17 protein-coding genes are annotated in these 20,392 nt (G+C 44.8%); all 17 read left to right on the forward strand.

Going from position 1 to position 20,392, the window contains the following annotated elements; translation table 11 throughout:
* The first annotated feature begins 17 nt into the window (after positions 1-17).
* The 17 genes from flgG (at position 18) to fliE (ending at position 20,390) form a co-directional block, all read left to right on the forward strand.
* On the forward strand, positions 18-806 hold the full coding sequence (gene flgG / locus BCU34_RS02500; protein WP_017062259.1) for a flagellar basal-body rod protein FlgG: 789 nt from the start codon (positions 18-20) through the stop codon (positions 804-806).
* A gap of 88 nt (positions 807-894) precedes the next feature.
* Positions 895-1,671 carry a flagellar basal body L-ring protein FlgH gene (gene flgH, locus BCU34_RS02505; protein ID WP_017064132.1) on the forward strand — a complete coding sequence of 259 codons (777 nt, stop codon included), beginning with the start codon at positions 895-897 and terminating at the stop codon, positions 1,669-1,671.
* Between the two features lie 94 nt (positions 1,672-1,765).
* Complete coding sequence (locus BCU34_RS02510) at positions 1,766-2,857, forward strand: flagellar basal body P-ring protein FlgI (protein WP_017106350.1); 1,092 nt, start codon at positions 1,766-1,768, stop codon at positions 2,855-2,857.
* A 10-nt stretch (positions 2,858-2,867) separates the two neighbouring features.
* The gene (gene flgJ, locus BCU34_RS02515) at positions 2,868-3,785 is read left to right on the forward strand and encodes a flagellar assembly peptidoglycan hydrolase FlgJ (protein ID WP_048661934.1); all 918 of its coding nucleotides are present in this window, start codon (positions 2,868-2,870) and stop codon (positions 3,783-3,785) included.
* A gap of 223 nt (positions 3,786-4,008) precedes the next feature.
* Entirely contained in the window at positions 4,009-5,889 is a 1,881-nt protein-coding gene (gene flgK / locus BCU34_RS02520) for a flagellar hook-associated protein FlgK (protein ID WP_102478908.1), read from the forward strand.
* Positions 5,890-5,899: 10 nt separating this feature from the next.
* The gene (gene flgL, locus BCU34_RS02525; protein WP_048661936.1) at positions 5,900-7,090 is read left to right on the forward strand and encodes a flagellar hook-associated protein FlgL; all 1,191 of its coding nucleotides are present in this window, start codon (positions 5,900-5,902) and stop codon (positions 7,088-7,090) included.
* Between the two features lie 420 nt (positions 7,091-7,510).
* The gene (locus BCU34_RS02530; protein WP_076651682.1) at positions 7,511-8,647 is read left to right on the forward strand and encodes a flagellin; all 1,137 of its coding nucleotides are present in this window, start codon (positions 7,511-7,513) and stop codon (positions 8,645-8,647) included.
* 649 nt (positions 8,648-9,296) lie between these two features.
* Positions 9,297-10,430, forward strand: coding sequence for a flagellin (locus tag BCU34_RS02535; protein WP_048659821.1), 1,134 nt, complete (start codon positions 9,297-9,299; stop codon positions 10,428-10,430).
* Between the two features lie 733 nt (positions 10,431-11,163).
* Positions 11,164-12,294, forward strand: a complete 1,131-nt coding sequence (locus BCU34_RS02540) for a flagellin (RefSeq protein ID WP_048661527.1) — start codon at positions 11,164-11,166, stop codon at positions 12,292-12,294.
* Positions 12,295-12,375: 81 nt separating this feature from the next.
* Positions 12,376-12,801, forward strand: coding sequence for a flagellar protein FlaG (gene flaG, locus BCU34_RS02545; protein WP_048661526.1), 426 nt, complete (start codon positions 12,376-12,378; stop codon positions 12,799-12,801).
* 22 nt (positions 12,802-12,823) lie between these two features.
* Entirely contained in the window at positions 12,824-14,851 is a 2,028-nt protein-coding gene (gene fliD / locus BCU34_RS02550; RefSeq protein ID WP_102432856.1) for a flagellar filament capping protein FliD, read from the forward strand.
* Positions 14,852-14,854: 3 nt separating this feature from the next.
* Complete coding sequence (locus tag BCU34_RS02555) at positions 14,855-15,160, forward strand: flagellar protein FliT (RefSeq protein ID WP_048661524.1); 306 nt, start codon at positions 14,855-14,857, stop codon at positions 15,158-15,160.
* 12 nt (positions 15,161-15,172) lie between these two features.
* The gene (gene fliS, locus BCU34_RS02560) at positions 15,173-15,583 is read left to right on the forward strand and encodes a flagellar export chaperone FliS (protein WP_004736194.1); all 411 of its coding nucleotides are present in this window, start codon (positions 15,173-15,175) and stop codon (positions 15,581-15,583) included.
* Between the two features lie 228 nt (positions 15,584-15,811).
* Positions 15,812-17,278, forward strand: a complete 1,467-nt coding sequence (locus tag BCU34_RS02565) for a sigma-54 dependent transcriptional regulator (RefSeq protein ID WP_048661523.1) — start codon at positions 15,812-15,814, stop codon at positions 17,276-17,278.
* A 184-nt stretch (positions 17,279-17,462) separates the two neighbouring features.
* The gene (locus BCU34_RS02570) at positions 17,463-18,506 is read left to right on the forward strand and encodes a sensor histidine kinase (RefSeq protein WP_048661522.1); all 1,044 of its coding nucleotides are present in this window, start codon (positions 17,463-17,465) and stop codon (positions 18,504-18,506) included.
* Between the two features lie 30 nt (positions 18,507-18,536).
* The gene (locus tag BCU34_RS02575) at positions 18,537-19,946 is read left to right on the forward strand and encodes a sigma-54-dependent transcriptional regulator (protein ID WP_017060685.1); all 1,410 of its coding nucleotides are present in this window, start codon (positions 18,537-18,539) and stop codon (positions 19,944-19,946) included.
* A gap of 132 nt (positions 19,947-20,078) precedes the next feature.
* The gene (fliE, locus tag BCU34_RS02580) at positions 20,079-20,390 is read left to right on the forward strand and encodes a flagellar hook-basal body complex protein FliE (RefSeq protein WP_017060684.1); all 312 of its coding nucleotides are present in this window, start codon (positions 20,079-20,081) and stop codon (positions 20,388-20,390) included.
* Positions 20,391-20,392: the final 2 nt, after the last annotated feature.

Raw genomic sequence — 20,392 nt, forward strand, 5'->3', positions numbered from 1 at the left:
ATTTAAAGGACATTGCTATGCATCCAGCATTATGGGTAAGTAAAACGGGTTTAGACGCCCAACAAACCAATATCTCAACGATTTCGAACAACCTTGCCAACGCCTCGACTATTGGCTTTAAAAAGAGCCGCGCGGTATTTGAAGATCTGTTCTACCAGAATATTAATCAACCGGGTGGTCAATCATCTCAGAATACTGAGCTGCCAAGTGGTTTGATGCTGGGTGCGGGTTCTAAGGTAGTGGCAACTCAAAAAGTGCATACTCACGGTAACGCACAAACGACGTCTAACAGCCTAGACATGATGATTGAAGGCGACGGTTTCTTCCAAGTTGAAATGCCAGACGGTGAAACAGGTTACAGCCGCAATGGTCAGTTCACACTGAACGGTGAAGGCGCGATCGTAACGTCGGGCCAAGGTTATCCTCTACAACCAGAAATTGTGATTCCTGAAGACGCGATCTCAGTAACGGTTGGTAACGACGGTGAAGTATCTGTTCGTCTACGTGGTGAGCAAAACAACGTCGTGGTTGGTCAAATTACCATTACTGACTTTGTAAACCCAGGTGGTCTAGAGCCAGTAGGTCAAAACCTTTACTTGCCAACTGGCGCGAGTGGCGACCCACAAGAGGGTGTACCGGGTTTTGATGGCCTAGGTAACATCCGCCAATCGATGCTAGAAACATCGAACGTAAACGTAACCGAAGAGCTGGTAAACATGATTGAAGCTCAGCGTGTATACGAAATGAACTCGAAAGTTATCTCGTCAGTAGACAAGATGATGAGCTTTGTTAACCAACAGCTGTAATTGGTTTATTCGCCGTTTACTTTTTTAATTAATCGATCTGTTTTTGCTAATTGACCCATTTACCACTGCCTGCTGAGAGTATATCGCCATGAAACGTATTTTTTGTTTAGCTTTGTTTATGTCTATGTCGGGGTGTGCTGTTCTGGACCCGATCGAGACTCCGGCAGAAGAAAATGCAACCACAGTGGTTGATGCTGTTGAAGGTGATAAGTCGGCTCAAGAGAGCTCAGGCATTATCGACACGCTTCGTGGGCGAACCGATCCAATTGCCGGTGACCCTGCATGGGCACCAATCAACCCAAAGCAGAAACCAGAGCATTACGCAGCGGCAACGGGCTCTTTGTTCAATGTGAACCACATTGGCAGCATGTATGACGATTCAAAACCGCGTGGTATTGGTGACATCATTACAGTGGCGCTAGATGAGAATACTCGAGCGACCAAAAAAGCCAACGCAGACATGTCTAAGTCGAATGATGCATCGATGGAGCCACTGGCTGTTGGTGGTCAAGAGCTGACGATCGACAAGTACAACTTCTCTTACGATCTGAGCAACACCAATACCTTTGCGGGTGATGCGTCAGCCAACCAAAGTAACAGTATCAGCGGTTACATTACCGTTGAAGTCATCGAAGTATTAGCCAATGGTAACCTAGTGGTTCGTGGTGAGAAGTGGATGACACTGAACACGGGCGATGAGTACATCCGCCTAAGCGGCACCATCCGTCCAGACGATATTGACTTCGAAAATACCATCGCTTCAAACCGTGTTTCTAACGCGCGAATTCAGTACTCAGGGACTGGCGTACAGAAAGATATGCAAGAGCCTGGATTCTTGGCACGATTCTTTAATGTATCACTGTAGAGCTTGAGAGGGTGTCGACATACTGACAGCCTCTATCACGCAGCCATATTTAGCTAAGCTATTATAAATTAAAGCAATACAGACAGGTTACTCAATGAAAAAACTAACACTCGTACTATTCGGCATGCTATTTCTTGCCACCAGTGCCCATGCTGCGCGTATCAAAGACGTGGCAAAAGTGGCGGGTGTTCGTAGTAACCAACTTGTTGGCTACGGTTTGGTTACAGGTTTGCCGGGTACAGGTGAGACAACTCCCTTTACCGATCAAACGTTTAACGCGATGCTGCAAAATTTTGGCATTCAATTGCCGCCCGGCACTAAGCCAAAAACCAAAAACGTAGCGGCTGTTATTGTGACTGCTGAACTGCCAGCTTTCTCTAAGCAAGGTCAGGAAGTTGACGTAACCGTGTCTTCTATCGGTTCGGCAAAAAGCCTACGTGGTGGTACGCTGCTACAAACCTTTTTAAAAGGTCTTGATGGCCAGGTGTATGCCGTAGCGCAAGGTAACTTGGTAGTAAGTGGTTTTAGCGCGCAGGGTAACGACGGTTCTAAGATTGTCGGTAACAACCCTAACGTTGGCATCATCTCTAGCGGTGCAACGGTTGAACAAGAGATTCCAACCCCATTCGGTCGCGGTGACTATATTACCTTCAACCTAATCCAATCAGATTTTACAACGGCTCAGCGTTTGGCTGATGCGGTTAACAACTTCTTAGGCCCACAAATGGCGTCTGCGGTAGACGCGACGTCAGTAAAAGTTCGGGCACCTCGAGAAATCAGCCAACGTGTGGCTTTCCTGTCTGCAATTGAAAATATCGAATTCGACCCTGCAGAAGGTTCTGCAAAAATCATTGTTAACTCTCGTACCGGTACGATCGTGGTTGGTAAGCACGTTCGCTTAAAAGCGGCGGCGGTAACGCACGGTGGTATGACGGTCGCAATCAAAGAAAATCTCAACGTAAGCCAACCGAATGCATTTTCTGGCGGCCAAACAGTAGTGGTTCCTGATTCAGATATCGAAGTCACTGAAGCTGATGGCAAGATGTTTAAGTTTGAACCTGGCCTAACGCTGGATGATTTGGTTCGAGCAGTTAACGAAGTCGGCGCAGCGCCTTCTGATCTAATGGCAATCCTTCAAGCACTGAAACAAGCGGGTGCGATTGAAGGCCAATTGATCATTATCTAAGGGGTTAAGCATGATTAAGAATAACAATGACATCGGCTTTATCCACGACATCGGCAGCCTAGACCGCCTTCGTCAACAAGCGGTAAACGGTGAAGAAGGCAGCGAGAAAGAAGCATTAACCGCTGCGGCAAAGCAGTTTGAATCAATTTTTACCTCAATGTTGTTTAAGTCGATGCGCGATGCAAACTCAAGCTTCAAATCGGATATGCTGAATAGCCAGAACGAGCAGTTTTATCGCCAAATGCAAGATGAGCAAATGGCGAGTGAGTTGAGTGCTTCGGGTTCGTTAGGTCTTGCGGATATGATTGTGGCGCAGTTAAGCGCGGGTCAAGCAAGCGATGCGACGGAAGATAAGGTTCGTAGTGAAGGCTTTGATACTTCATTGCAAAGACCTCAGTACTCAGGCCGTTCAGAAGGTCGAGCATCAGAAGTACAATCTGCGCAAGCAGCAAAACAGCCAGTATCCTTTGATTCTCCAGAATCGTTTGTGACCTCAATGAAGCCTTACGCAGAAAAAGCAGCGAGCGCGCTTGGTGTGGACTCGTCTCTACTATTGGCACAAGCTGCCCTTGAAACGGGTTGGGGTTCTAAAATGGTTAAGAACTCTTTGGGCAACAGCAATAACCTATTCAACATCAAAGCAGACAGAAGTTGGAAGGGCGATAAGGTTGCTACGCAGACACTTGAGTTCCACGGTAAAACAGCCGTTAAAGAGTCGGCTTCTTTCCGTTCTTACTCAAACTTTGAAGATAGCTTTAACGACTATGTGAAGTTCTTGAACGAAAACCCAAGATACGAAACGGCATTGCAGCATCAAGGTAACTCAGAGAACTTCATCAAAGGTATCCACCAAGCAGGTTACGCAACTGACCCTAACTATGCAGATAAGGTATTGCGCGTTAAAGCTAAGATTGATGAGATGAACTAATCACCTTTAATGAACATTGAGAGCTTGCCATTGGCAGGCTCTTTTCCTATCTATCACCTCAAGTTTTGCTGCGAAGTCTGTAGTTATCTCCTTACACTTCAATAAATTATTGCCTTTGAATTCTCAGTTTTATCTATTGGCATATATATTGCTTTATCTCTTGATGATATGCAGTTGTAGTTAATCAGTTTGCGCTGATTTTGTTAAGTTTTTTGGGGGCATTATGGCGTCGGATCTTCTGAATGTAGGGGCACAAAGTGTTCTTACCGCTCAGAGACAGCTAAACACCACAGGTCATAACATTTCTAACGCCAACACAGAGGGCTATAGCCGCCAATCTGTGATTCAAGGTGTGAATGACCCGCGCCAGTACGGTGGCCAAACCTATGGTATGGGTGTGCATGTGGAAAATGTTCGCCGCTCTTGGGACCAATTTGCCGTCAATGAACTTAACCTATCGACAACCAATGCCGCCAACAAAGGTGATACCGAAGCCAACCTAGATATGCTGTCGGGCATGTTGTCATCGGTTGCTTCGAAGAAGATCCCAGAAAACCTCAACGAGTGGTTTGACTCGGTTAAAACATTGGCCGATACACCGAATGATGTTGGTGCGCGAAAGGTTGTATTAGAAAAGGCTGGGCTATTAACTAAAACCTTGAACGAATTTCATGAAACAGTTCGACAACAGTCTGATTCTACTAATAAAAAGTTAGATATGGGTATCGAGCGAGTTAACCAACTGGCTTACGAGATCCGTGACGTACAACGCTTAATGATGCGAACTCCTGGGCCACATAACGACCTTCGGGATCAGCACGAAAAGCTTATTAATGAGCTGTCTGGTTATACCAAAGTCACGGTAAATCCGCGCTCAAACGCCGAAGGATTTAACGTCCATATCGGTAATGGCCATACCTTGGTTTCAGGTAGTGAAGCAAGCCAACTGAAAATGGTTGATGGCTTGCCCGATGCGCATCAGCGTCGCTTGGCGATTGTTGAAGGGAAGTCTTTAAAACCGATCACCAGCAGTGATATCGACGGAAAAATCGGTGCCATGTTAGACATGCGAGACGAGCATATTCCAGCAATCATGGATGAGCTTGGTCGTTTGGCGACGGCGTTTTCGTACAAGGTAAATAGTCTTCAAGAGCAAGGTTTGGATCTCAACGGCAACGTAGGCCAAGATATTTTCACCGATGTGAACTCAGAGCTGGTGGCAAAATCTCGTGTCACGGCTAGTGGGCAGTCAACAGCGGATGTTGCGGTATATATCGATGACACCTCTGCCTTAAAAGGTGGTGAGTACGGCCTTAAGTATGACGGCAGTGATTATGTCGTGACTAAGCCGAATGGCGAAACCGTTAAGGTGACGACCGACTCTAATGGTAACGCTTTTTATCTTGATGGCATGCGAGTGGAAATACGTAATCCTCCTGAACTTGGCGAGAAGTTATTACTGCGCCCTACGCGCAACTTTGCTGCGCAGATTCAGATGGAAACTAAAGACCCTAGAGATATTGCCGCACAAAGTTATGAGGCATCGACCACCTTTGCTAAAGGCACTGCGGGGTTCAAAATTTTAGCGGCTGGCCAATTACGTGAGTTCGAAGTGGTTGTATCGCCAAAGGGTGAGCAATTTGCCGTGACGGATCCAAAGGGCAACATTTTAATGCAGCCGCAACCGTATCCGCCACAAGGGCCTGTGACCATCAATGGCACCACCTTTGAGCTAACAGCCGGTGCGGTGGCAAACGATAAATTTACGGCAAACCTTGTCCCATCAGAAGGCGATAACGGAAACCTACGTAAGCTACAAGATCTCCAAACAGGTAAGATCTTGAATGATGGTGAGTCTACGATTTTAGACCTTTACCACAATTTGAACACCAATACGGGCTTGAAGTCTTCCACGGCAAATCGCTTGAGTGATATCGCGACGCTAGAAAAGCAGTCAGCTCAAGAACGTATTGCTTCGATTTCGGGGGTTAACCTCGATGAAGAAGCGGCAAATATGATGAAATTTCAACAAGCGTATATGGCTTCGTCACGCATCATGCAAGCAGCCAACGATACGTTTAACACCATTTTGGCTCTGAGATAGGAAGGTATAAATGTTGAATCGCATCTCTAGCTTCCACAATTATCAGTCAGTACAAAACGACTTGCGCCGCCAAGAGAACAAGGTGCATCACAACCAAGCGCAGCTCGCTTCTGGTAAGAAGTTGCAGTCGCCGAGTGATGACCCATTGGCGACGCACTATTTACAGAATATTGGTCAGCAGTCAGAGCAGCTTAAACAGTATGTAGATGCGATTACTTTAGTAAGAAACCGTCTTGAACATCATGAGGTATTGGTCTCCAACACTGAAGGCTTTGCTGATGAAGCAAAACGAACCGTGATGGAAATGATCAACGGTGCACTTTCTCCAGAAGACCGCTTAGCTAAGAAGCGTGAAATTCAAGAACTGGCGAATAACTTTCTGCATTTAGCCAACTCTCAAGATGAGTCGGGTAACTACACATTTGCGGGTACTAAACCAAAGAACCAACCTTTCTTTCGAGATAATGAAGGGAACGTGACTTACCAAGGTGATGACTATCAACGCAAGATGCGTGTGGCAAGCAGCTTTGAAATGGCGATGAATGATCCCGGCAGCAAAATGTTTATGGAAATAGACAACCCGTTCGGGGATTACGAGCCTCAATATGAGCTTGAGCCTGCGTCTGAGTTATTGCTCGGGCGTGCGACCAACAGCGATGAAGATGGGTCTACTTATAAAGTGACTTTTGTCGACATGCAGACGGGTAATTTCGCTTATCAGCTTGAAAAAGACGGTGCAGTGGTTGCAGCAGAAGATTTTGATCCTTCGACAGGCATTGTTTACGAAGGGCTGAATATTCAAGTCAAAGGCCAGATCACTAAGGGTGACTCCATCACCTTAGAGCCGAGAGAGACATTCTCTATCTTTGATACGTTCAAAGAGGCGGCAGAACAGGCAGAAAACCCTGTGTCGGATGCATCGGCAACGGCGAAATTGCACCAAGTAACAGAAGAGTTCCATGCTGCGTTTATCCATTTAACTAAGGCGAGAACCGATGTCGGTGCACGCTTGAGTACCTTGGATATTCAAGAGCAACAACATGAAGATTTTAAGTTGTCTTTGGCGAAAGCAAAAAGCAACTTTGAAGACTTGGATTATTCGAAAGCCATCATTGAATTCAATGAAAACTCTCGAGCACTCCAAGCTTCACAACAAGCGTTTGGCAAAACAAAAGACCTGACCTTGTTTAATTATATTTAATGATCAATCGGTATTTAGTGGTGAGCTGCTGTTCATCATGGAGTCGATTCTTTGCCTTATGTGCTATGCCATACGTGCGAATGACTTCAATACTTGCCGCTTTTTTATACGAAACGTTTTGTTTTTCAAGATAGCGGCAAAAAACGGCAATCAGGAGGGTATACGTTGTTTCACCCTCAAAGAACAAACAATCATAATCGCGTTTAATTTTTTGTAAGTTTTTGATTTTTATTTAATTAAAAAATTATTTATACAAAATTAAACTTGGCATACAACTTGTATCTGTGTTGGTTATAAATGATTAATACAGATCTTAAACCCTGAATAGGGTTTATCGAGTAATACACGGTCAGTGCTTATCCATATGAGAGTAAAGCTGGCCGCTTCGCAGAAAGTTTGCGAACTCATAAGGAGAGCAAAATGGCTATCAATGTAAGCACTAACGTATCTGCTATGACAGCACAACGTTACCTGAATAAAGCGTCTAATGACTTAGCGACTTCTATGGAGCGTTTGTCATCTGGTCACAAGATCAACAGCGCGAAAGATGATGCAGCAGGTCTGCAAATCTCGAACCGCTTAACGGCTCAATCTCGTGGCCTTGATGTAGCAATGCGTAATGCTAACGACGGTATTTCGATTGCTCAAACCGCTGAAGGCGCGATGAATGAATCAACCAACGTACTGCAACGTATGCGTGATCTAGCGATTCAATCATCAAACGGCACTAACTCTCCAGCAGAGCGTACTGCACTGAACGAAGAGTCAATGGCACTTCAAGATGAGCTTAACCGTATCGCGGAAACAACCTCTTTTGGTGGCCGTCGTCTACTGAATGGTTCATTTGGTGAAGCGTCGTTCCAGATTGGTTCTAACTCTGGTGAAGCGATGATCATGGCGTTGACTAGCATTCGTGCCGATGATTTCCGCATGGGTGGTACTACGTTTGATTCAGAAAACGCGAAAGATAAAGATTGGCAAGTGCCGCCAACTGCAAGCGATCTTAAGTTCGAATTTAAGACTAAAGCGGGCGAAGACATCATTCTAGATATCAACACCAAAGCGGGTGACGATATTGAAGAACTGGCGACTTACATTAATGGTCAATCTGATCTAGTGAACGCATCGGTTACCGATGAAGGGCGTTTACAGTTGTTCGTTGCTGAACCTGATCTTGAGGGTTCAATGTCTATCTCTGGTGGTCTAGCATCTGAGCTAGGTATTAAGAGTGAAGGCCGTGCAACATCAGTTCAAGATATCAGCCTAACAAGCGTTGCAGGTTCACAGAACGCAATCAGTGTGATTGATTCTGCAATGAAGTACGTAGATTCACAGCGTGCTGATTTGGGTGCGAAACAGAACCGTCTAAGCCACAGTATTAATAACTTGGCAAACGTACAAGAGAACGTAGACGCTTCTAACAGCCGAATCAAAGATACGGACTTTGCGAAAGAGACGACGCAAATGACCAAGTCACAAATTCTGCAACAAGCAGGTACTTCGATACTTGCTCAAGCAAAACAGTTGCCTAACTCTGCAATGACATTGTTGCAATAGTTATTGGTTGAACTTGCTGCTCGTGTTCAGACGTGAGCCATGCAGCAAGGGAAACTGGCAAGCATACTTACTATTGAGTGTTTAGCTCTCTCATCTCTCACCTGCTATCCATTTTTACGGTAAGAATGCAACGGCAAGTCGGAAATGTGTTCATTTCTCGATGATCTCCACACAGGCTCTGACGCGCCAACTAGCCCCGGTTCTCTCAAAGGAAAAGGGGCTTTTTCCTTTCTGTGTTTCTTGTTTTTGCTACTTACTTCCCTGCGAATTTTCTCGCTCTACCTTTCTTAGATCTCTATTTGAAGGCTCTTCTTCACGACAAATAATTTCATCTATTGCACAGGATTTGCCTACCCCAGAGATCTTTGGTGATTGATCATTTCTCCACCTTGACTAATTTAGATGTCGATTCGTACGTTTTTTAAACAGGTTGAAATCTTTTTTCAATTGAAATCTATCTCTGTAATAGAAAGTGATGAAAATTAAATTATTGATAAATATCAGGTTAATAATTTTTTTTTGGTTTTTTAAAAGTTTTTCTAAAGCTTCTGAATTTCGCGCCGTTATTAAAAGTAACTTTGAGAGAACTACTTTGGTTTTCCGAGACGTCGGAAACCGCTATACCGGAAAATCAATTGGAGAAATCACCATGGCAGTGAATGTAAATACAAACGTTTCAGCGATGACAGCACAACGTTACCTAAACAACGCAAACAGCGCACAACAAACATCAATGGAGCGTCTAGCTTCAGGCTCTAAAATCAACAGCGCGAAAGATGACGCTGCGGGCCTACAAATCTCTAACCGTTTGAATGTTCAGAGCCGCGGCCTTGATGTTGCTGTACGTAACGCGAATGACGGTATCTCTATTGCACAAACTGCTGAAGGTGCAATGAACGAAACAACGAACATCCTGCAACGTATGCGTGATTTGTCTCTACAATCTTCAAACGGCTCAAACTCAAAATCTGAGCGTGTAGCGATTCAAGAAGAAGTAACAGCACTTAACGACGAACTAAACCGTATCGCGGAAACTACGTCTTTTGGTGGCAACAAGCTGCTTAACGGTACTCACGGTACTAAATCATTCCAAATCGGTGCGGATAACGGTGAAGCGGTAATGCTTCAACTGAAAGACATGCGCTCTGATAATGCTCAGATGGGTGGTAAGAGCTACCAAACTGAGAACGCGAAAGACAAAGATTGGAACGTTCAAGCTGGCTCTAACGACCTAAAACTGTCGTTCACTGATAACTTCGGTCAAGCACAAGAAATCGACATCAGCGCAAAAGCGGGTGACGACATCGAAGAGCTAGCAACTTACATCAACGGTCAACAAGACTCTGTGAAAGCGTCTGTAACTGAAGATGGTAAGCTACAAATGTTTACTGGTAACAACAAAGTTGAAGGCGAAGTGGCATTCTCTGGTAGCCTTGCTGGCGAACTAGGCATGCAACCTGGCAAAGACGTAACGGTTGATACTATCGACGTAACGTCTGTTGGCGGCGCACAAGAGTCTGTAGCGGTTATCGATGCGGCACTTAAGTATGTCGACAGCCACCGTGCTGAACTGGGTGCTTTCCAAAACCGTTTCGACCACGCTATCAGCAACTTAGACAACATTAACGAAAACGTTAATGCATCTAAGAGCCGTATTAAAGATACCGACTTCGCGAAAGAAACGACTCAGATGACTAAGTCTCAGATCCTTTCTCAAGCTTCAAGCTCGATTCTTGCTCAAGCGAAGCAAGCACCGAACTCGGCACTTAGCCTACTAGGTTAATCGATTGAAAGGCCACGTTGACTATAAGTAGTTTTGATCATAAGCGTTAACGTTAGGCTTCCACAAATTAGCTCGTGGTGAGAGATGAGCGCTAAACAGACCCAGCTTCGGCTGGGTTTTTTATTGCCTGAAATTTGGTGAAGGTGTATTTGGAAAAGTGTAGTGCGGGTAAACAGAAGCAAAAGCGAGATTCCCTATCACGCTCGTTCCTCACTGTAGGGAATGACGGGATCGGGAAATGATAATTTCATCGCTTATTGTACCGAAGCTACCTTTCGTCATTCCAGAACCGAGTAAAACGAGGTATCAGGAATCTGACTTTTAATGAGCGGACTTGTTTAGTTCTCGCTTATCATTCTAGGGAGTGACGAGCTACTTATTGGTCGATGAGAAGATTCATCGTCATCCTAGAATCGAATAGAACGAGATCTCAGGGATCTCTTTTGGTTTTATATTCAACACCACGCTCAATAATCAAGAAAACGGGAAACTTTAGCGAATGTCGCCCTATTAATTGAAGCCCGATCACACTTTCCTTTGTTGTTGAAAAGAATATGAAAAAAAGCGCATTTTTTATTAAAGCTTCTAATTAAGGGGCCGTTAAAGGGATTGAGAGAAATGATATGTACCAATGTAAGGTGAGAGAGACACTGGTGCATAAACAAAATTGACATGTATTTGTGTGAGGTGAGAGTCACATAAGTACATTAAAAATGCCTAAAGGAGATCAACTATGGCGATTAATGTAAGCACAAATGTGTCTGCAATGACGGCTCAGCGCTACCTAAATAGCGCGGCTGAAGGTACTCAAAAATCAATGGAGCGTTTGTCTTCTGGCTATAAAATCAATAGCGCAAAAGATGATGCTGCTGGCCTACAAATCTCTAACCGCTTAACGTCGCAAAGCCGTGGCCTAGATATGGCTGTGAAAAACGCGAATGACGGTATCTCTATTGCACAGACAGCTGAAGGTGCAATGAATGAGTCAACCAACATTCTGCAACGTATGCGTGACCTTTCTCTTCAATCTTCAAATGGTTCAAACAGCAAATCTGAACGTGTTGCGATCCAAGAAGAAGTCTCTGCTCTAAATACAGAACTTAACCGTATTGCTGAAACGACCTCTTTTGGTGGTAATAAGCTTCTTAACGGTACTTACGGCAGCCAATCTTTCCAAATCGGTGCAGATTCTGGTGAAGCAGTAATGCTGACTATGAACAACATGCGTACCGACACTCAAGACATGGGTGGTAAGAGCTACGGCGTTACAGAAGGCAAAGATGCTTCTTGGCGTGTAGGTGCTGGTGCTGACTTAACGATCAAATACAACGATAAGTTTGGTGAAGCACAAGAGTTGTCTATTTCTGCGAAGGAAGGCAACGATATGGAAGAGCTAGCAACTTACATCAACGGTCAAAGCCAAGACGTTAAAGCTTCGGTAGGCGAAGGCGGTAAACTGCAACTTTTCGCTTCAAGCCAAAAAGTTGATGGTGATGTTGAGTTCGGTGGCAGTCTTGCTGGTGAATTAGGTATCGGTGCAGGTAAAGACGTTACTGTTAACGATATCGACGTAACATCGGTTGCAGGTGCAAACGAAGCGGTATCTATCATTGATGGCGCACTAAAATCTGTTGATAGTAACCGCGCATCTCTTGGTGCTTTCCAAAACCGTTTTGACCATGCAATTAGCAACTTAGATAATATTAACGAAAACGTTAATGCGTCTAAGAGCCGTATCAAAGATACCGATTACGCGAAAGAAACAACAGCTATGACTAAGTCTCAAATCCTACAACAGGCGAGTACTTCTATCCTAGCTCAAGCAAAACAATCACCATCAGCAGCTCTAAGCTTATTGGGCTAAACTTACCTCGGTAAGTAGCGGTAAACTCTACTCTGGGTAGAGTTTTACTGTATGGCTCATAAAGGAGGGAGGGAGAGTGTTATGGAAATATCATCCAACGCATCGAACATCCAGCCTTATGGCTCACCTAATGGCATTAAAATTGCAAGCGATGAAGGTAGTAGTGCGTCGAGTATTTCGCGACTAAAAGAAGCAACATCTTATGGCAAGGTAGAGAAATCGAAAGAGGAAGCTACCGAAGCAGCGATTCAATTAGCTCAACATAGACAAGAGCTAAATGATGAAGAGCGAGTCAAAATGGTGGAGAAGGTAAACGAGTTTATCTCCTCCCTCAATAAGGGTGTTGCCTTTAAGGTCGATGAAGAGTCGGGTAGGGATGTGGTGACCATTTATGAGACCACAACCGGTGATATTATTCGCCAAATACCCGATGAAGAAATGCTTGAAATTCTAAGACGCCTAGCAGCCCAAAACTCAAATAGTCGAATATTTGAGGTGAAGGTTTAAGTCGTATTATTGAGGTGGTTTAATGAGTTTTGGCCCAATGGGGATTTCGTCTGGCATGGATATCAATTCCATGGTCAGCAAAATTGTTGATTCGGAGCGTGTACCTAAACAGCAACGAATTGACAATGAACGAACGCGAATCGATACCAGCATTAGTGCCTATGGAAGACTCAGAGAATCCCTCGATTCGATGAAAAACCTGATGACAAACTTTCGTCAGGAAAAAGCTTTCGCTGTGCGAACAGTGGAAAGTACTGATGAAGCTCTTGTCTCTGCAACCGCGACTACCGAAGCGATCGCTGGCAAATATGCCATCGATGTGTTGCAGCTTGCCCAAAGCCATAAAGTGGCTTCTGATGTACTGTCAGAGGACATGAAATTTGGCCCAGGTAAGCTGCAGGTTTCGCTTGGTGATGACAGCTTTGATGTGCAAGTTGGCGACAGATCGAAACTTATCGATGTTGTTCGCAGTATAAACGGTGCAGATAGCAACCCAGGCGTTCGTGCATCTATTATCAACGATGTTGAAGGCCCACGACTTATCGTTGCCTCGAATCAGTCTGGTTCAGACCAGCAGATCAGCATCAACGTTGAGTCAGATGCCGCTAATCCCCTAAAAAAACTCGAATACAAAACTCTTGAAGAGCGCGTTAAAGCTTTAGAGAAAGCGCGCCTTGCAGCTCAAGATGTTCTTGCTCTAACTCCTGCAGGAAAAGCCGCACAACTCGTTGATGACGTAATTTCGAACGATGATCCAAATGCGAGTGAAACAATCGATGAAGACGGTAATGCCCTTCCTGCATCCCAGACCGACGCTACTTCATTAGCTGATGAAGGCTCTCAAAGCCTTAGCTACGGTGAGCAAGCCGCCGCCGACGGACAAGCTGCCCTTGATGCAGCTAAAGCGGCAAAATCTGTCATGCCGGAAGACAATATCCCAGGTTGGACGGAAACTGCATCTGGTACGCTTCTTGATTCTTACTACACACCTGAACTTGAGCTTGATGAAAAAGCGATAGAGAAAGCTCCTGATGTGCCGGGGTGGTCAAATGCTGCTTCAGGTACGTTGACAGATTCTTACGTGACGCCAAAAGAAGCCCAGCAAAAGCTAGAGGCTGAACAAGCGCGTATCGAAGAAAAGATCTCACAAGAAAAAGCAGAGCTCGCTGAGAAAGTTCAAAAAGGCGAATTGACCGCTGAACAAGCCAAAAAAATTGAACGTGCCAAACTCGATCCGGAAGAGCGTGAGCAATTAGAGAAGGTCGATAAAGCACAAGCTGATCTTGCTCAGGCTCAAGAGTCTTTCGATACCTACAGTGGTATGACGGAAGTTCAAGCCGGACAAGATTCAATGGTTGTCTTGGATGGCGTTGCTCAGCTCTCAAGTAACAACAATGTGATTGAAGATGCCGTGGAAGGCATCGATATTACGGTAAAAGGAAAAACACCTAAAGATAAGCCGCCGGCAGAAATTGGTGTGGAGTACGACCGTAATAGTGTTCGCCAAGACATTGAAGCTTTTGTTAATTCTTATAATCAGTTTTACCAAGTGTCTAAAAACTTGGCGGGTGTTGACCCAACGACTGGCCAAAAAGGCCCGCTGTCTGGTGACAGTACCGTGCGTAACGCCGACTCACGATTAAAAGGTGTGTTCTCATCAAGCATTGAAGGCGCGCCTGATAACCTAAAATCTTTGACCGAGTTTGGTATCACGACCACAAGACAAGGCTCGTTAGAAATCAACTACGACATGCTTGACCGTCAACTTAACAATAACTTTGATAAGTTGGGTGAGTTCTTTGGTGGCAACAACGGCTTCGCCAAAAAAGTGGAAGACGCGATTCAAGGCATTACAGGTATCACGGGTTCAATCCGTACTCGAGAAAAGAGCTTGGTCGAGCAAAATTACCGCCTAGCAGATGACCAAAGCGCGCTTGACCGCCGCATGGACAGCCTTGAGAGCCGTACCCACTCTAAGTTTACGGCCATGCAAGATGCGACCAGTAAGATGCAATCTCAGTTGGGCAGTATGATGAATGCGTTGGGCTAATAGATGAATAGCCAGCTAAAAGAGCTTTGTGAACTCGATCAATTAATTCTCTCTAAGCTTGAATTTAGTGAAATTAATGCTGAAGAAATAACGCTGCTTGTCGATAACAGAGAACAGTTATTGCAAAACGTGCTTCAAATAATCGACTCACACCCCGACGTTAAGCAAAGTTCTGAATGGTTTGAAGCCATTATCAGAACCAGAAAATTAGTCGAATTGATGCAGTCTGAGACGAGTCGAGTAGGTAAGGCCCTACACAAATATCGTCACGGTGCTAAATCAGTTCAACAATACAAAAAGTTTTTATAGAAGAGGTTTACTATGCGCGGTTCTTTACAGGCATATAAAAAGGTATCAGTGGATAGTCAGCTAACGGCTGCTTCACCGCATAAGATTGTACAGATGCTAATGGCAGGTGCTATCGAGCGTTTGATTCAAGGTAAAGCGGCAATGCAAGCGGGTAACATCCCGGTGAAAGGTGAGCGACTTGGTAAGGCTCTAGATATCATTATTAGCCTACGCAGTTGCCTATCTATGGACGATGGTGGCGATATTGCGAAAAACCTAGATCAACTTTATGAGTTCATGATCACGCAAATTTCTGCGGCAAATCACAAAAATGACCCACAGCCTATTGATGATGTTATCGATATTATTCGCGAAATTAAGAGCGCTTGGGACCAAATTCCGAACGAATATCACAACTTGACGTCTGCTGACGTAGGTATTTAAAGAAAAATTGCAGTTTTAACCAATCTCATATCCCTTAATTGGTTGGTTGCCTTATTTTTTTAATCAAATAAAATAGAAGCCATTAGATAGCCTAATGGCTTTTTTCGTTGCTGATTTCCTAAATTTGTCCACGTAGACCATAATCATTGATACTTTTCATTGTTTTATAGACTACGTCGCTCACCGTTTTTCCGCATCGCACCAAAATAAAGGCAATAATTCCTACTTATGCAAGGTTTGGCAAAACTGCTTGTCGTCGACGATAGCGCTCAAGATCGTCACAATTTAAGCACAATATTAGAGTTTGTAGGAGAGAGCTGCGAAGTAATCAGCTCTGAACAAGCACGTAAAGTTGACTGGTCACTACAGTGGGCCGGCTGCATTATTGGTACCATTAAAGGTAAAGGCTTCAACGCATTACTGAACGAAAAGCTTGTTCACGCCAATCACATCCCTTTACTGGTGATTGGCAAAAACAATCACCCGGTTGACGAGTTGACTAACTATGTTGGTGAGCTTGAACTTCCTCTTAACTACCCTCAATTAAGTGATGCATTAAGACACTGTAAAGACTTCTTAGGTCGCAAAGGTGTTCAAGTGGTGTCTTCGGCACGCAAGAACACTCTATTTCGTAGCCTAGTAGGACAAAGTGCTGGCATTCAAGAAGTACGTCACTTAATTGAACAAGTCTCTTCTACGGAAGCGAACGTGCTGATTCTTGGTGAATCTGGTACCGGTAAAGAAGTTGTAGCGCGTAATATTCACTATCACTCTAAACGTCGTACTGGGCCTTTCGTGCCGGTAAACTGTGGTGCTATCCCACCAGATTTACTTGAGAGTGAATTGTTTGGTCATGAGAAGGGTGCGTTTACTGGTGCGATTACCGCACGTAAAGGTCGTTTTGAATTGGCTGAGGGTGGCACACTGTTTCTTGATGAAATTGGCGATATGCCAATGGCGATGCAAGTTAAGTTGTTGCGTGTACTGCAAGAGCGATGCTTTGAACGCGTCGGTGGTAACAGCACCATACAAGCTGATGTTCGTGTGATTGCGGCAACCCACCGCAACCTTGAAGATATGATCGATGATGATTTGTTCCGTGAAGATCTTTACTACCGCTTGAACGTGTTCCCAATCGAAATGCCGGCGCTTCAGGACCGTAAAGAAGATATTCCACTGTTGCTTCAAGAGTTGATGACTCGAATGGAAGCGGAAGGCAGCATGCCTATCTGCTTTACCGCTCGTGCGATTAACTCTCTAATGGAGCACTACTGGCCAGGTAACGTTCGTGAATTAGCGAACCTGGTTGAGCGAATGGTTATCCTGTATCCAAACAGCTTGGTTGATGTGAATCACCTTCCAACTAAATATCGATACAGCGATATTCCTGAGTTCCAGCCTGAGTTTAATAGCTTTGTATCTGAAGAAGAGCAAGAGCGTGATGCACTTTCCGACTTGTTCGCAGAAGATTTCAGCTTTGATCAGCAAGATGAACTTGCCGACAACGCCAATGCACCTCAAGAGTTACCGCCAGAAGGGGTTAACCTGAAAGAGTTACTCGCGGATATGGAAGTGAATATGATCAATCAAGCCTTGGAAGCACAAGGTGGCATTGTTGCCCGTGCTGCTGACATGCTTGGAATGCGCAGAACCACTCTGGTTGAAAAAATGCGTAAATATAACTTGCAGCGATAGTGTCCAGTTTTAGATGAAAACGAAAAACTAGCACACACTTTTTAGCTATTTGGTAATTCTAGCTAAGTGAACAGATAAACCATAGTCGAGTTGTTGCTTGCTTAACTATGTGATAAATATAGCAAATAGCCTGACTCGTGTTATACGTCTCAGGCTGTTTTAGTATTTGAGGCAAATTTTTGACATGCACGTATCGAACGAACCAGAAAATCAATCACACCTAGATTCTGTTGAGCAGCAGGTTGAACGCTATAAGCAAGTACTCGATGTAATGCCTGCAGGGGTTATCTTGTTAGATACTCATGGCGAAGTGAGAGAAGCGAACCCTGAAGCGCACCGTATCCTTGGGGTTGAGTTGGTTGGTGAGAAGTGGTTTTCAGTGATTCAAAGTGCCTTCGACCCAAAAGACGATGATGGTCATGAGATCTCATTAAAGAACGGTCGAAAGGTACGTTTGGCCATTTCAGCCTCTACTACAGGTCAGCTGATTTTGATTACCGACCTGACAGAAACTCGTCTATTGCAGTCTCGAGTGAGTGATCTTCAACGCTTGTCTTCGTTAGGTCGAATGGTGGCTTCGCTTGCTCATCAGGTCCGTACGCCGTTATCTAGTGCGATGCTGTATGCATCAAACCTTGCCGCGCCGAATCTGCCGCCGGCAACAAAAACGCGTTTTCAATCTAAGCTTATGGATAGATTGCATGACTTAGAGAAGCAAGTGAATGACATGTTGTTGTTTGCCAAAGGTGGCGATAATAAGGTGGTGAAACCTTTTACCGTGGCTGAATTGATTACCGAATTTCACCCTATGGTGGAAGCGGCATTGAAAACCAGTCAGATTGATTATTGCCAGGAAGTTGAGGGCGAACAGACTCAAATGTTTGGCAACGCCAACGCCATCGCTTCAGCGTTAAGTAACTTGGTTTTGAACGCGGTTCAAATTGCGGGTAAAGAATCGCAGATTGATGTTTTTTTTAGACCCGTAAACGGCGAGCTTAAGATATCAGTGCAAGACAGTGGGCCGGGCGTACCGAAAGAGCTTCAAGGTAAAATCATGGAACCCTTCTTTACCACTCGTTCGCAAGGTACAGGTCTAGGCTTAGCGGTTGTACAAATGGTATGTCGTGCACATGAAGGCCGACTTGAATTGATATCAGAAGAAGGGGACGGCGCATGCTTTACCATGTGCTTGCCGCTGGAAAGAAGCGCTTCTTCTGAAAACGAATAAGTTTTAACTGAATTTACACTGGAGAATCCTATGGCTCAAAGCAAAGTGTTAATCGTCGAAGATGATGAAGGTCTACGCGAAGCCCTTGTCGACACGCTCGCGCTTGCTGGCTATGAATGGCTGGAAGCGGATTGTGCGGAAGATGCTCTGGTCAAATTAAAGTCTAACTCCGTTGATATTGTCGTATCTGATGTTCAGATGGCAGGCATGGGTGGTTTGGCACTATTGAGAAATATCAAGCAGCATTGGCCAAATTTGCCTGTGCTGTTGATGACAGCTTATGCCAACATCGAAGATGCCGTTGCTGCAATGAAAGAGGGCGCCATAGACTATATGGCAAAGCCATTTGCGCCTGAAGTTCTGCTAAATATGGTGAGCCGTTATGCTCCCGTAAAATCGGATGATAATGGCGACGCTATCGTTGCCGATGAGAAAAGCATCAAGTTAATGATGTTGGCTGATAAGGTGGCTAAAACCGATGCCAACGTCATGGTATTAGGCCCAAGTGGTTCTGGTAAAGAAGTGATGTCTCGTTACATTCACAATGCCTCTAGCCGAAAAGATGGCCCGTTTGTCGCGATTAACTGCGCGGCGATCCCAGACAACATGTTAGAAGCGACTCTGTTTGGTTATGAAAAAGGCGCATTTACTGGCGCGATCCAAGCTTGCCCAGGGAAATTCGAGCAAGCGCAGGGCGGCACTATTTTGTTGGATGAGATCAGTGAAATGGATCTTAGCCTACAAGCCAAACTACTGCGTGTATTGCAAGAACGCGAAGTTGAGCGGTTAGGTAGCCGCAAGAGCATCAAATTAGACGTCCGCGTATTAGCGACCAGTAACCGTGATCTAAAACAGTATGTTTCTGAAGGGAACTTTCGTGAAGATTTATACTATCGCCTGAATGTATTCCCAATTTCTTGGCCTCCGCTTTGCGAGCGTAAAGGTGATATTGAGCCTTTGGCCAAGCACTTAGTTGAGCGCCACTGCACCAAGCTTGGTATGCCAGTGCCAGTGATGTCGGCACAAGCGATCAGCAAACTCGTCAATTATCCGTGGCCGGGAAATGTTCGTGAATTAGACAACGTGGTACAGCGTGCGTTAATATTGAGCGAACAAGAGAACATCTCTGGCGAGCACATCCTTCTTGAAGGTGTTGATTGGCAAGACGCAAGCAGCCTACAACAAATCGTCGAAGGCAGTGATGTTGCTGCGCCAGAAATCAAGCCTATTGCCGAAGCAAACCCAATTAATAAAATCGCGGCTAGCAGCGAGGGGTTAGGTAATGAGCTTAGAGATCAAGAGTATGCGATCATTCTTGAAACCCTGATAGCATGTAATGGCCGACGCAAAGATATGGCTGAAAAACTGGGGATTAGCCCTCGTACATTGCGTTACAAGCTGGCGAAAATGCGCGATGCTGGAATAGATATCCCAAACTGAGGATAGATTAGTAGTGTCAGCTTTCTGACTAGTGTAATACGATATCTAGTCAATTTAATGTGTGGCACGCTAATTGCTCTGTCAATAATACAGCTAAATAGATGGTCATAATTTTGACTCCTGAGGTAGTAGATGAGAATAGATGGTTTACAAGGCGAAATGCAGGCGATGATGGTCGAAGCTGCCAGCGCGCGTCCCGCAGCAACGGGGCAAGCGGTCGGTGCAGATTTTGGCAACATGCTGACTAATGCCATCAATAATGTGAACTCATTACAAAAGACCTCTGGTGATCTTCAAGCTCGTTTTGATAGTGGCGACCAAAGCGTATCCCTATCGGACGTGATGATTGCTCGTAATAAATCTAGCGTGGCTTTTGAGGCGACGATCCAAATTAGAAATAAATTGGTCGAATCGTACAAAGAGCTGATGAATATGCCGGTATAAGT

The sequence above is a fragment of the Vibrio sp. 10N.286.45.E10 genome (assembly GCF_002874195.2).
GTDB classification, from domain to species: domain Bacteria; phylum Pseudomonadota; class Gammaproteobacteria; order Enterobacterales; family Vibrionaceae; genus Vibrio; species Vibrio crassostreae.